A 14,251-nucleotide genomic window follows, 5' to 3' on the forward strand; every position below is an offset into this window, starting at 1 on the left:
AGTGAGAACAATAAAAGTAAATGAGCAACTTGATACTCCAGCTGCACCAGTAGCAGGAGAAGTAACTCAGCCAACTTGTACTACAGCAACGGGATCTTTCCAAATAGCAGACTTCGATGCTGATAGCGATTATGACTTTACTCCTAGTGTAGTAAGTATTTCTGATTCAGGATTGGTAACTGCTAATGCAGGAGACTATTCCTTTACAGTAACGAATGAAGCAGGATGTATTTCTCCAGCAAGTGAGAACATAAAAGTGAATGAGCAACTTGATACTCCAGCTGCACCAGTAGCAGGAGAAGTAACTCAACCAACTTGTACTACAGCAACTGGATCTTTCCAAATAGCAGACTTCGATGCTGATAGCGATTATGACTTTACTCCTGGTGTAGTAAGTATTTCTGATTCAGGATTGGTAACTGCTAATGCAGGAAACTATTCCTTTACAGTAACGAATGCAGCAGGATGTATTTCTCCAGCTAGTGAGAACATAAAAGTAAATGAGCAACTTAATACTCCAGCTGCACCAGTAGTTGACTCTAGTATTAACACAACTTGCAACCTTAATAATGGTTCAATAGTTTTAGTAGCGGTTGATGATGTTGAATTTAGTATTGATGGCGTAAACTATCAAACTAGCACATTGTTTAGTGACCTTGCTACAGGAACTTATTCTATTACTACAAGATTTATAGATGGAGAATGTATCTCATCTTCAACAGAAGTTGAAATAATAGCAATTCCTGATACTGAAGATCCAATTCTTTCAGAAATGTCAGATATCAATGTAAACACAGATGCTGGAGTTTGTGGAGCAGTTATTACTTTCTCTGCTCCTTCTGCTACCGATAATTGTGAAGGAACAGTGATAACACTTAATGAAGGAAGCATGGCTTCTGGAAGTGAATTCCCTGTGGGAACTGCAACAGTGACCTACACTGCTACAGATGCTGCTGGAAATGCTTCCACAGTATCATTTGATGTGATCGTTGTAGATAATGAAGCTCCTGCAATAGCTTGCCCAGCGAATGTGAATCAAACAGCAGAAGCTGGTGAAAGTTTTGCAATTGTAACCTTTGAAGATGCAACAGCTACAGACAATTGTGACGTAAGCGTTGAACAGACTGCAGGACTTACCTCTGGTAGCCAGTTTCCAATTGGAGTATCAACTGTAGAATTTACTGCAACCGATGCTTCAGGAAATACATCTACTTGTAACTTTACAATTACTATAACAGATAATGATCCACCAACAATCCTATGTCCTGCTAATATAGATATGGATGTAGATGCTGGAATTTGTGGAGCAGTGGTTTCCTTTGAAACTCCAACCGCAACAGATAACTCAGGACAAGAAGTTACCGTTACTCAAACTGCAGGTCCTGCCTCAGGGGAAGTATTCCCAGTAGGAACTACCACAGTAACTTTCACTGCCACAGATGCGGCTGGAAACACCGCTTCTTGTAGCTTCGATGTAACCGTAAATGATAATGAAGACCCAACTTTTGGATCTGTATCAGATATCACTGTTAACACAGATGCCGGAATATGTGGCGCCGTTGTGAATTATGAAGTTCCAACCGCAACCGATAACTGCGAAGGAACTGAAGTTAGCTTAACCGAAGGTTTGGCTTCTGGAAGTGAATTCCCTGTGGGAACTACAACAGTGACCTACACTGCTACAGATGCTGCTGGAAATACTTCCACAGTATCCTTTGATGTGATCGTTGTAGATAACGAAGATCCTGCAATAACTTGTCCTGCAAATGTGAATCAAACAACAGAAGCTGGAGAAAGTTTTGCAATTGTAACTTTTGAAGATGCAACTGCAACAGACAATTGTGACGTAATCGTTGAACAGACTGCGGGACTTACCTCTGGTAGTCAGTTTCCAATTGGAGAATCTACAGTAACTTTTACTGCAACCGATGCTTCAGGAAATACATCTTCTTGTAGCTTTACAATTACTATAACAGATAATGATCCACCAACAATCGTATGTCCTGCTAATATAGATATGGATGTAGATGCTGGAATTTGTGGAGCTGTGGTTTCTTTTGAAACTCCAACCGCAACAGATAACTCAGGACTAGAAGTTACCGTTACTCAAACAGCTGGTCCTGCCTCAGGGGAAGTATTCCCAGTAGGAACTACCACAGTAACTTTCACTGCCACAGATGCAGCTGGAAACACCGCTTCTTGTAGCTTCGATGTAACCGTAAATGATACTGAAGACCCAACTTTTGAATCTGTATCAGATATCACTGTTAACACAGATGCTGGAGTTTGTGGAGCCGTAGTTTCTTTTGAAGCTCCAACTGCTACCGATAATTGTGAAGGAACAGTGGTAACACTTAATGAAGGAAGCTTAGCTTCTGGAAGTGAATTCCCTGTGGGAACTACAACGGTGACTTACACTGCAACCGATGCTGTTGGAAATACAGTTTCTACCAGCTTTACCGTAACTATAATCGATAATGAGGCTCCTGTGATTGTTTGTATAGACAACATCAGCCAGGCAACCGATATGGGTGAAGCTACAGCAGTAGTGACTTTTGAAGCTCCTTTGGGAACCGATAATTGTGGAGCTACTACAGAGCAAACTGCAGGTTTACCTTCAGGAAGTGAATTCCCAATTGGAACTACAACCAACACATATATTGTAACCGATGCTGCCGGAAATACCGCTACCTGTAGTTTTACAGTAACAATTATAGACGAAGAAGATCCTACTATCTCCTGCCCTGCCAATATCAATATGAATGTTGATGCCGGATTATGCGGAGCAGTAGTAGAATTCGAAATGCCGGTTGCAAATGACAATTCTGGAAATGTATCTGTAACTCAAACAGCTGGTCCTGCCTCAGGGGAAGTATTCCCAGTAGGAACTACCACAGTAACTTTCACTGCCACAGATGCAGCTGGAAACACCGCTTCTTGTAGCTTCGATGTAACCGTAAATGATACTGAAGACCCAACTTTTGAATCTGTGTCAGATATCAATGTAAACACAGATGCTGGAGTTTGTGGAGCAGTCATTACTTTCTCTGCTCCTTCTGCTACCGATAATTGTGAAGGAACAGTGATAACACTTAATGAAGGAAGCATGGCTTCTGGTAGTGAATTCCCTGTGGGAACTACAACAGTGACTTACACTGCTACAGATGCAGCTGGAAATACTTCAACAGTATCCTTTGATGTGATCGTTGTAGATAACGAAGATCCTGCAATAACTTGTCCTGCAAATGTGAATCAAACAACAGAAGCTGGAGAAAGTTTTGCAATTGTTACTTTTGAAGATGCAACTGCAACAGACAATTGTGACGTAATCGTTGAACAGACTGCGGGACTTACCTCTGGTAGTCAGTTTCCAATTGGAGAATCAAATGTAGAATTTACTGCAACCGATGCTTCAGGAAATACATCTTCTTGCAGCTTTACAATTACTATAACAGATAATGATCCACCAACAATCCTATGTCCTGCTAATATAGATATGGAAGTAGATGCTGGAATTTGTGGAGCTGTGGTTTCTTTTGAAACTCCAACCGCTTCAGATAATTCAGGACAAGAAGTTACCGTTACTCAAACTGCAGGTCCTGCCTCAGGTGAAGAATTCCCAGTAGGAACTACCACAGTAACTTTCACTGCCACAGATGCAGCTGGAAACACCGCTTCTTGTAGCTTCGATGTAAGCGTAAATGATACTGAAGACCCAACTTTTGGATCTGTATCAGATATCACTGTTAACACAGATGCTGGAGTTTGTGGAGCCGTAGTTTCTTTTGAAGCTCCAACTGCTACCGATAATTGCGAAGGAACAGTAGTTACACTTAATGAAGGAAGCTTGGCTTCTGGAAGTGAATTCCCTGTGGGAACTACAACGGTGACTTACACTGCAACCGATGCAGCTGGAAATACTTCCACAGTATCCTTTGATGTGATCGTTGTAGATAACGAAGATCCTGCAATAACTTGTCCTGCAAATGTGAATCAAACAACAGAAGCTGGAGAAAGTTTTGCAATTGTAACTTTTGAAGATGCAACTGCAACAGACAATTGTGACGTAACCGTTGAACAGACTGCGGGACTTACCTCTGGTAGTCAGTTTCCAATTGGAGAATCTACAGTAACTTTTACTGCAACCGATGCTTCAGGAAATACATCTTCTTGTAGCTTTACAATTACTATAACAGATAATGATCCACCAACAATCCTATGTCCTGCTAATATAGATATGGAAGTAGATGCTGGAATTTGTGGAGCTGTGGTTTCCTTTGAAACTCCAACCGCAACAGATAACTCAGGACAAGAAGTTACCGTTACTCAAACTGCAGGTCCTGCCTCAGGGGAAGTATTCCCAGTAGGAACTACCACAGTAACTTTCACTGCCACAGATGCGGCTGGAAACACCGCTTCTTGTAGCTTCGATGTAACCGTAAATGATACTGAAGACCCAACTTTTGGATCTGTATCAGATATCACTGTTAACACAGATGCTGGAGTTTGTGGTGCAGTTGTTACTTTCTCTGCTCCTTCTGCTACAGATAATTGCGAAGGAACAGTAGTTACACTTAATGAAGGAAGCTTAGCTTCTGGAAGTGAATTCCCTGTGGGAACTACAACGGTGACTTACACTGCAACCGATGCTGTTGGAAATACAGTTTCTACCAGCTTTACCGTAACTATAATCGATAATGAGGCTCCTGTAATTAACTGTGCTGAAAACATCAGTTTAACGGTTGACTTCGGAGTGACCAGCCTGGTTGTAAATTACGAATCGGTTACTGCTACGGATAATTGTCCTGATACAACTATTGAACAAACAGCAGGTCTTTCTTCAGGAAGTAGTTTCCCTATTGGAACTACAACAAATACGTTTGTAGTAACAGATGCTTCAGGAAATACAGCAACTTGTAGTTTCGATATCATAGTGGAAGAATTGCTGGATGAAAAACCAGAACCGCCTTTAGTGGTCGAGGTTATTCAACCTACCTGTGAAGTAGCAACAGGGACTATCACCGTTCAAACTATAGAGGGATTAACATACAGTATCAACGGAACCGATTATCAGGAAAGTGGAGTTTTTATCAATCTTGAACCGGGAACATACAGTATAACTGCTCAAAATAGCAGTGGACAAATCTCGGATGCTGTTCAGGTTACTTTAGATGAACCTACAGCAACAACAATCCAAACAACTACCGTTGATCTTTGTATTGAAGACTCTGTTTATGATCTATTCGAATTGTTATCAGGTGATTTTGATGAAACCGGTACCTGGGTAGATACGGATCAAACAGGAGCTTTAGCCGGAAGCTTTATAGACCCTAAATTGTTAGCTGTTGGAAACTACAACTTCACTTATGTACTAGGCGGAAATTGTCCTTCAACCACGAGTGTGCTGGTAAGTATAAACGACTTATGTGTGGTAGATCCCGAAGGTTGTGATATAGATGGTATTAAAGCCGGAGTTTCAAAAGCAGTAACTCCTAATGGAGATGGTTTTAACGACTTCTTCGAAATAAAAGTTGATCCATTATGTGGTTTCAGGTTCGGGGTACAAATATTTAACCGTTGGGGTGCTGAAATTTATTCTAATCCAAATTATACGAATGAATGGGACGGATTCTCAAACAAATCCTTTACCGGATCAAATCAATTGCCTTCGGGAACCTATTTCTATATTCTAACTGTTAATAACGGCGAAATAGCACCAATTCAAGGATACATCTACTTAGGAACAAAATAAATCTAAAACCATGAAAAAATTCTATCTCCTAATATCGGTACTTTTTGTAGGATTGTGGACCACCCAGGCTCAGCAACTTCCGCAGTTCACACAATATATGTACAATACAATTTCTATAAATCCTGCATATGCAGGAAACAGGGACGCCTTCTCTTTAACCGCTCTCAATAGAAACCAATGGGCAGGAATTAGCGGGGCACCTCGCACCCAAACGCTATCCATCCACAGTCCATTAAGGAATGAGAAAATTGGTTTAGGGTTATCTGTAATCAACGATAAAACCGGTTATGAAAACTACACGTATTTATATGGTGATTTTTCATATACCATCAATGTAAGCCAGGATATTACTTTGTCTTTTGGGTTAAAGGGTGGATTTAGTTATTATGATCTTGATGAAGATCTATTTAACGAGCCTTCTGTGCTGCAGGATCCATTTTTTAGAGAACAATTCAATAAATGGACTCCAAATTTTGGAGCTGGACTTTTCCTTTCATCTCAAAAATGGTATGTAGGATTATCTGCTCCCAAAATTATAAATAATGATAATAATGATTTCAACGAATTTGTAGCCCTGGAGCAGGTCCACTACTATATGACAGGGGGTTATGTATTTGATCTCAGTGATACCTGGAAATTAAGGCCAACAGCACTTGCAAAAGTTACCAATGGAGCTCCTTTGTCCTTTGATATGTCCAGTACAGTAATATATGACGAGAAGTTGTATTTAGGGGCAACTTACAGGATAGATGATGCAATTGGCGCTTTTATAGATTTTCAAATCTTCGAACCCCTGCGCATAGGATATGGATATGAATATTCAATTTCCGATCTTAGACCTTATACCTCAGGTTCACACGAGGTCATCCTGATTTATGAACTGCGCTTTCAAAACACTAAATATAAATCTCCAAGATTTTTCTAACATAAAATAAGCTATTATGAAGAATTTCTACTATTTAATACTTCTGCTTTTTATCGGAAACAGTTTCACGGTTTCAGCCCAATCCGGTAAACAAAAAAAAGCCGATAGATTGTACAATGACCTGGCTTATTTTGAAGCCGTGGAAGTTTATAAGGATCTCATAGAGAATGAGTATAACACCACTTATAACAACCTGAAACTGGGTGATAGCTATATGAAATTGCGCAGTCCTGAAAACGCTGTATTCTACTATGGGGACGCAATTAATACTGAGGGTGTTAAGTCTGAATATTATTTCAAATATGCACAAGCCTTGAGAGGGGTTAAACGCTATGATGAATCTAGGGAATGGTTAAAGAAATACCGTGACTCCGGCAATGCTTCAGAGGATGTGGATGAAATGATCTCGAAAAATATTGAGGATTTTAAAATTATCGATAATTATACCCTGGAAACAGTAGATTTCAATTCAGGATTTAGCGATTTTGGAGCTTTCGAAAAAGATGATATCATATATTTTGTTTCGGCCCGGGATGAAGGAATGTCCAAACAAAATAAGATTTATTCCTGGAACGGAGAGCCATTTTTAGATGTGTACCAATTGGAAGGAGGAAATATTTCTCCGGTATCTGGGGATGTGAACACAATTTTACACGATGGTCCCATCAGCATAACAAAAGATGGAACTCATATGTACTTCACCCGAAATAATTATCTCAATAATAAAAAAGGAAAGAGGGACAGCGAAAAAACCAATAATCTAAAAATTTATCGCGCCACCAATTCAAATGGAAATTGGACAAACGTTGTAGAACTTCCCTTTAATAGTAATTCCTATTCGGCTGGTCACCCGGCCTTGTCACCAGATGAAAAAACATTGTATTTTGTTTCAGATATGCCGGGAGGTCTTGGAGGAACAGATATTTATAAATCGGAGATCCTTGGGGATAATTCGTACGGAGTGCCAAAAAATTTGGGTTCTGTTATAAATACCAGTTTGGATGAATCTTTTCCTTTCGTTACAGAGTATAATGTTTTGTATTTCTCTTCCAACGGACATCCAGGCCTTGGGCTAATGGACATTTTCAAGGCAGATATGGCTACGATGAATCTTGAAGTTGAAAATCTTGGAGCTCCTGTAAACAGCAATATGGATGATTTTGCTTTTTTTCTGAAAAACGGAACTAACCTTGGATATTTTGCTTCTAACCGTGATGGAACAAGTGACGATATATATGGATTCAATTTATTAAAACCTTTGCTATTGAAAGGACAGGTAACCGACAAGGTAAACCTAAAGCCAATTCCACTTGCAACTGTAAGCCTTCTTAATGAAGACAACGAACAAATCGCATTCTTGGAAACTGATGAAGATGGGAATTATGAAATTGAAATTAACCGGGATAAAGAATACCCAATTGAAGCCAGACAAATAGAATATGAAGTTAGCACAGGGACTGTGAATTCATTTAATACATTAGACAAGGAAGAATTGATTTACAACATTCAATTAGATCCTATTAGAGATGTAGATTATCTTGCTGAAATAAACAATATTTATTTTGATTTTGATAAGTCCAATATCCGTCCCGATGCGGCAAAAGAACTTGATAAACTTGTGGACCTTATGAAAAACAAATACCCGGAACTCGTTATTGAAATAGGATCCCATACAGATTTTAGAGGATCCAATCAATACAACGAGGGATTGGCAAAACGTCGTGCACAAGCTACCTATGATTATTTGATCTCTCAGGGAATAGCGCCTGGGCGTATAAATGATTATAAAGGCTACGGGGAAACACAACCTGAGATAGACTGCGAAAGATGTACCTCAAAGGAACATCAACTTAACAGAAGATCTATATTTAGCGTAGTTAAGATGAATTAAGATGTTCTCCTGAACTCTAATGTTAGCAACGGCTAAAATTAGAGATATTAAAAAAGCTACCTCCGAAAATTCGGAGGTAGCTTTTTTAATATTTTAATTTACAAATTTAGGAGCTCATTTGCTCAAGATAATCAAGATTGGTTATTACTAATGATTATCTTCTTACAAATATATTGGTGAAATAATTTTTATCGTTTTCATCCTGTTCAACAGATACACCAAAATGGGTGAAATCTCCTTCTATATTTGCCAAATGGCCTTCGCTTTTTATCCATGCTGCCACAACCGCATCTGCTGTTCTGTAACCAAAACCAACGTTTTCGCTCACTGCCCTCGCTCCTATTTCGTCAACCAAATTTTTAAATCTCACATTGAAGTTGTCATGATTCACAACATTTTTTTCAACCATATAAACAGTGTGACTTTCGGCCTGAAGGGTTATTTCATCGACTTTTTTAAGAGTCGTAAGACCTTTACTTTTTCTGTAATCATTAACCGCAGTTAGAATATCAATTTCAATCTGGCTGTAAGCGAAGGCATCAACAAGATTTGCGGTTTTTAATTCGGCGTTATTTTCCGGAGAAATACTGTCTTTCGTGCAAGAAGTGAATGAAAAAACGCATAAAAAAATCAGGCACAACAGTTTTGTATTTTTATACATAAGTAAGTAGGTTAATAGGTTTGGGATAGCCAAAATACATAAAAAATCGATTAAAAACACACCTAGCACTGCTTTTGACGGATTTTACGTTAATTTTAACTAAAATTGTAATTTTATTCCTACAAAATTATTTATACAAATTTCCTTTCTGCACTAAAAAAATGAATTAATTAAGAACCTAGGGCCAGGCCCGCCCGAACGGTAAGGGCGGGCCCACGAGATATAAATTGAAAAATCCTTTTGAAAATTCGAGGCATCCCGAGCAATCGGTACAGGGAACCTGCCCGACGGGTTAAACCTTCAATTAAGCATTAAAGTAAAGAAACCGTAGGATAGTAAGCCATCAGGAAATTCTGCCTATTTATGGAAATCAATCACCTTCAATAAAGGTCACGAGTTAGGAAAAGCGGAAGCATTAAAATTTCGATGAGATCCCGCCCACATCTGACGGGCGAATTTCGGGGAAATAAATCCACTGGTGGGATTAAAATATTCTGAAGAATTTAAAAGTTAAAAATTTTTCCGTCTTCGGCAAGTTCCACCGAATCAAAAACCGTTAAGGCTTCCTCTTTAAAAAGATTTATATTCCCATACCGGGTCGAATAATGTCCCAATATTAAGGTTTTAACCCCGGCTTGCTTTGCAATCGTTGCTGCTTGTTTTGCGGTAGAATGCTTTGTAGGCCCTGCAAGTTCCTGGTTCTCGTCCAAAAATGTAGATTCATGGTAAAGCACGGTTGCTTTTTTTATTTGGGGAACAATTTCAGGATAATAAACCGTATCACTGCAATAAGCATAACTTTTGGGTGGATCCGGATCTGCCGTTACCAAATTATTTGGAATGGTTTTACCATCATTGGATACCACGTCTTTGCCCATTTTCAGACTTTTATATAGGGAAACATCAATTTTGTATTCCACTGCCTTATTGATGAGTAATTTCCTGGGACCTGCTTTTTCCTTAAATAAAAAGCCATTGGTGTAGATACGATGCTTTAGCGGAATGGTTTCCACCGTTACTTTATCATCTTCATAAAGCAATTTCGATTCTTTTCCTTCCAGTTCATGAAAGTATAGAGGATAGTTGGTCCACGAATTTGAAAGCTTTAACTGAAGGGTTATAATTTCCTTTATACCTTTTGGACCGTAAACGTGAAGTTCAGCTTCTCTTTTTAAGAGTCGGAAGGTAGAGATCAAGCCTACCAATCCATAGGAATGATCTCCATGTAAATGAGAGATGAAAATATGCCTGATATTTGAGAATTTTACCTTATTCCTTCTAAGTTCTACCTGGGTTCCTTCCCCGCAATCGATTAAAAAAACATGATTATTTATTTCTAAAACCTGAGAAGTGGGATTGGTAAAAGTTCTGGGGGTAGCGGCATAACAGCCTAATATTGTAAGTTTCATTAATTAATTAATTTTTTCTGAAAAACCCTTAAATTCGATTTTCTCCTTTACAGATTTAGAAATCCATGACCCGGGAGTAGCCTCCATGGGTTTGTAAAGGAAGTATAACCCAGAATTATGAAAAAATTCCAGCTTCAGAACAAGTCGGGCAACGGGGAATTAAACCAATAGATGGATTAAAGTCCCAGATCCCGTTGCAATTCATCCATATTCATAACATCCTCTGCCTCCCGAAGGGTTGGGACTACTATTAAGTCCTCTGGCACTTTATCTATTTCAATATTATCTTTAACGATAACAAAGGATTTTTTCTGATTTAACTGAATAGTTGCAATTTCCAGAAACATCATTAATTGTTCAGGGCTAAGGTCTTTATGCTCCAACAAATCAATCACTAAATTATATTTTTTTAAATCTGAATGTTCTTTGGTCAATTCATCAGCAAATTCTGCTAAATCACCATTTTCATCTTTGAGGATCTTATAATTCTCTTTTTCGGTAATTTTCATGAGGCTATATTTTTAGATGTATTCGCTAAGGTTTAATTTTAGATGCTAAAAGGTAAATTACGGCCATTCTAATTGCAACCCCATTTTGTACCTGATCCAGAATGATGGCCTGTTTTGAATCGGCTACATCGCTGGTTATCTCTACTCCCCTATTGATTGGCCCGGGGTGCATTACAACAATTTCTTTATTTAAAGAATTTAAAATTTCCTTGTTTAAGCCAAATTGCTGTGTATATTCCCGCGTACTTGGAAAATAACTAATCTCCATTCGTTCGTTTTGTACACGCAGCATATTTGCCACGTCACACCATTCCAGAGCTTTTATAAGGTTTGTTTCCACACCAACTCCCAAAGACTGAATATACTTGGGAATCAAGGTTTTTGGTCCGCAAACCTTCACTTCAGCTCCCTGAAGTTTTAGTGCGAAAATATTTGAAAGCGCCACCCTGCTGTGCAGAATATCTCCCACAATAACTATCTTTTTCCCTTTTACTTCTCCTAATTTCTCCCTAATAGAATAACTATCCAGCAAGGCCTGGGTTGGATGCTCGTGAGTTCCATCACCCGCATTTATAATACTGGCTCGCACGTTTTTTGAAAGAAATATTCCTGCCCCGGGATTTGGATGACGCATCACTACCATATCCACTTTCATTGCAAGAATATTATTCACAGTATCTATGAGTGTTTCTCCTTTGCTAACAGAAGAAGATCCTGCAGAAAAATTAATTATGTCTGCACTAAGTCTTTTTTCAGCCAGTTCAAAGGAAAGCCTTGTCCTAGTGCTGTTTTCAAAAAATAAATTAGCGATGGTAATATCTCGTAAGGAGGGAACTTTTTTAATTGGACGGTTAATCACCTCTTTAAAATGGTCGGCGGTTTTAAAGATTAAATCAATATCCTTCGCAGTGAGATATTTGATACCTAATAAGTGGTTAACACTTAATTCGCTCATAGATTACTCTTTTTTTTGTTTTCCCGAAATCGCGGTATTATTTTCCTTGGGTAATAAATACACAGCATCTTCTCCATGAATGTCCTTCCAGTGCACTTTTACCTTTTCATCGTTGATCGCATCTACCTGCCTACCGTTATAATCTGGCTGAATTGGTAAATGTCGGCTGAATCTTCGGTCTATTAGGGTAAGTAATTCTATTTCCTTTGGTCTTCCAAAAGACTGGATCGCGGTTAGGGCAGCACGAATGCTTCGGCCTGTGTAAAGGACATCATCAATAAAGATCACCTTCTTATCTTCAACTATAAAATCTATTTTGGTTTTATTTGCCTCTAAAGGTTTATCGCTTCTTCTGAAATCATCCCGATAGAAAGTAATGTCCAAATGTCCGTAAGGAATGTTCTTTATATTGAATTCCTCTTGCAACAGTTTTATAATCCTGTCTGCCAAAAAGACTCCCCTGGGCTGAATTCCAATGATAACTGTGTTTTCAAAGTCCGGATGGTCTTCGATTAACTGACAGGCCAAACGATGAAGAATAATGTTGATTTCCTTTGCATTTAACAACACTTTTTGGCTCATATCTTTTTTGCTGTGCTTATATAAACAAAAGTAAGATTTTTTTTAGAAGATAGATTGTTTAAAATTTAAAGTTCCGGATTCCATGGCTAATGCTATTATTTTATCTAAATCCAGAGACTCTTTCCTTATTTGATAGGATAAAACAATAGTCTTAGCCAAAGAACTTCTATCTAATGCCTTATTCTACTATGTACATCTCATTAGACGCCCTGATATAATCCTGGGGATTAAAAGTGGTTTCAAAACTGTTTCGCACAAGATCCAGTTTTAGTTCTAGTTGAGATACCCTATCCTTAAGGAATTCATCCTGTTTGTATTTATCTATGAGCACTTTATATTTATCAAGATTTTCAAGGATTCTGAAGGTAAGAGTTCCAAATCGTATCTTTAAATTTTGAACCGTAACCATTTGGTTGTAATATTCCTGCTTCCAGTTCTCAGGATTTCTATTTTTGACTTCAGAAATTTTATCTTCTGCAATTCTAGAGATATCGATTATATATTGCGTCCGTTTTTTGGCATCGGTTTCATAGGTGAAATTTTTCTTGAAATCAGATCGGTTAATTCCCAGGATCCCAACAAAATTTTCCTCCATTGCCCTATTCTGAAGTTCTTTAAGTTCATCCAGACTTTTGGTAATCGCTTTCCATTCGGTCTCAATCAGGTCTTTATCATGTGTAAATTGAGAGACAGAAGTGGTGAGCTTGAACATGCTCATACTTTTTTCCCTAAGCCCTTTGTCGCGCCTTCCCAGGGAGTTTATAAAAGTTCCTATGCCATCAAAAAGGCTTCCTGCAAACATTCCCGTAAACGGGGTACCTTCAGCCAAATTTCCGGTAACCTGCAAAATATGGCTAAGTGCGGATAGTCTGGCTTCATCTTTTTTATTGTCCTCTATATATTTTTCAAATTCCTTAAACCAGGCTTCATAGCCGGGATACGTCATAGGGTTACTCACTTTGTCCAGCGTGGTATAGAACTCCCGTGAGCTGTTAAAAAGGTTTAAAGGTTTTATTTCCCGCTCCATAGAAGCCAGGTTGAGCACTGCAGAGCTATAATTATATTTGTAAACAGAAATGGCATTTTTATCCAGTTCCGACTGTTTTTCCTCCAGAATCTGAACCCGTTCTACCAGTTTTTCAATTTTCTCTGAAGAGGAATTAGTGTTTTTAATACCTTCATCAAGACTGGTAAGCTTGGCATCGATTTGTTTAATGCGAAAATCCAGATTTTCCTTTTGAAGGGAGCGCTCCCGGTTTAGCTCTGTAAGCACAAGAGCGGTTACGCTCTTATTATCGTCGGTTATTTGTGAGTACCCCGGAAGCGGCGATAAAACAAGTACTATTAAAATTCCATAAATTGATTTCTTCATTCTTAATGATTTTAATCTTCTAGTTGATAACGGAATACGCCCAATCATATTTTATGCCGAATTATTCCAATTTGAAAATGTATGAAGCTAACCAAACAAGTATTGTCTGCTCGTAATAAATTGCACGCTCTTCCTTGTGATAATTATTTAAAAAAAACAATAGAGATTCTGGTAATCAAATTCCAAAAAACTGTG

9 protein-coding genes are annotated in these 14,251 nt (G+C 38.5%); 3 read left to right on the plus strand and 6 right to left on the minus strand.

What is annotated here, in order from left to right; all coding sequences use genetic code 11:
- Position 1 precedes the first annotated feature (1 nt).
- Genes GILLI_RS18270 through GILLI_RS02735 form a run of 3 tightly spaced genes read left to right on the plus strand, consistent with a single transcriptional unit; the run spans position 2 to position 8,568 of the window.
- Entirely contained in the window at positions 2–5,752 is a 5,751-nt protein-coding gene (locus tag GILLI_RS18270; RefSeq protein WP_217179230.1) for an HYR domain-containing protein, read from the plus strand.
- Positions 5,753–5,762: 10 nt separating this feature from the next.
- The gene (locus GILLI_RS02730) at positions 5,763–6,677 is read left to right on the plus strand and encodes a PorP/SprF family type IX secretion system membrane protein (RefSeq protein ID WP_006987596.1); all 915 of its coding nucleotides are present in this window, start codon (positions 5,763–5,765) and stop codon (positions 6,675–6,677) included.
- A gap of 16 nt (positions 6,678–6,693) precedes the next feature.
- Complete coding sequence (locus GILLI_RS02735; protein WP_006987597.1) at positions 6,694–8,568, plus strand: OmpA family protein; 1,875 nt, start codon at positions 6,694–6,696, stop codon at positions 8,566–8,568.
- Positions 8,569–8,722: 154 nt separating this feature from the next.
- Here GILLI_RS02735 and GILLI_RS02740 read toward each other — a convergent pair whose 3' ends face one another.
- The 6 genes from GILLI_RS02740 to GILLI_RS02765 all read right to left on the minus strand — a co-directional run bounded on the left by GILLI_RS02740 (position 8,723) and on the right by GILLI_RS02765 (position 14,056).
- A complete protein-coding gene (locus GILLI_RS02740; RefSeq protein ID WP_006987598.1) occupies positions 8,723–9,229 on the minus strand; it encodes a CAP domain-containing protein in 507 nt (168 codons plus the stop codon).
- Positions 9,230–9,732: 503 nt separating this feature from the next.
- Positions 9,733–10,638, minus strand: coding sequence for a ribonuclease Z (locus GILLI_RS02745; RefSeq protein ID WP_006987599.1), 906 nt, complete (start codon positions 10,636–10,638; stop codon positions 9,733–9,735).
- A gap of 176 nt (positions 10,639–10,814) precedes the next feature.
- Positions 10,815–11,147 (minus strand): hypothetical protein, encoded by a 333-nt coding sequence (locus GILLI_RS02750; RefSeq protein ID WP_006987600.1) that lies wholly within the window; start codon positions 11,145–11,147, stop codon positions 10,815–10,817.
- Between the two features lie 25 nt (positions 11,148–11,172).
- A complete protein-coding gene (locus GILLI_RS02755; RefSeq protein ID WP_006987601.1) occupies positions 11,173–12,102 on the minus strand; it encodes an aspartate carbamoyltransferase catalytic subunit in 930 nt (309 codons plus the stop codon).
- 3 nt (positions 12,103–12,105) lie between these two features.
- Entirely contained in the window at positions 12,106–12,684 is a 579-nt protein-coding gene (pyrR, locus tag GILLI_RS02760; protein ID WP_006987602.1) for a bifunctional pyr operon transcriptional regulator/uracil phosphoribosyltransferase PyrR, read from the minus strand.
- 178 nt (positions 12,685–12,862) lie between these two features.
- Positions 12,863–14,056 carry a hypothetical protein gene (locus tag GILLI_RS02765; RefSeq protein WP_040506770.1) on the minus strand — a complete coding sequence of 398 codons (1,194 nt, stop codon included), beginning with the start codon at positions 14,054–14,056 and terminating at the stop codon, positions 12,863–12,865.
- Between the last annotated feature and the right edge of the window lie 195 nt (positions 14,057–14,251).

It is taken from the genome of Gillisia limnaea DSM 15749 (assembly GCF_000243235.1).
Lineage (GTDB): Bacteria > Bacteroidota > Bacteroidia > Flavobacteriales > Flavobacteriaceae > Gillisia > Gillisia limnaea.

Bases quoted from the DNA above. Each gene is read 5' to 3' on its own strand.
- GILLI_RS02765 (WP_040506770.1), bottom strand. From the start codon at position 14,056: ATGAAGAAATCAATTTATGGAATTTTAATAGTACTTGTTTTATCGCCG.
- GILLI_RS02745 (WP_006987599.1), bottom strand. From the start codon at position 10,638: ATGAAACTTACAATATTAGGCTGTTATGCCGCTACCCCCAGAACTTTT.
- pyrR (WP_006987602.1), bottom strand. From the start codon at position 12,684: ATGAGCCAAAAAGTGTTGTTAAATGCAAAGGAAATCAACATTATTCTT.
- GILLI_RS02755 (WP_006987601.1), bottom strand. From the start codon at position 12,102: ATGAGCGAATTAAGTGTTAACCACTTATTAGGTATCAAATATCTCACT.
- GILLI_RS02730 (WP_006987596.1), top strand. From the start codon at position 5,763: ATGAAAAAATTCTATCTCCTAATATCGGTACTTTTTGTAGGATTGTGG.
- GILLI_RS02750 (WP_006987600.1), bottom strand. From the start codon at position 11,147: ATGAAAATTACCGAAAAAGAGAATTATAAGATCCTCAAAGATGAAAAT.
- GILLI_RS02740 (WP_006987598.1), bottom strand. From the start codon at position 9,229: ATGTATAAAAATACAAAACTGTTGTGCCTGATTTTTTTATGCGTTTTT.
- GILLI_RS02735 (WP_006987597.1), top strand. From the start codon at position 6,694: ATGAAGAATTTCTACTATTTAATACTTCTGCTTTTTATCGGAAACAGT.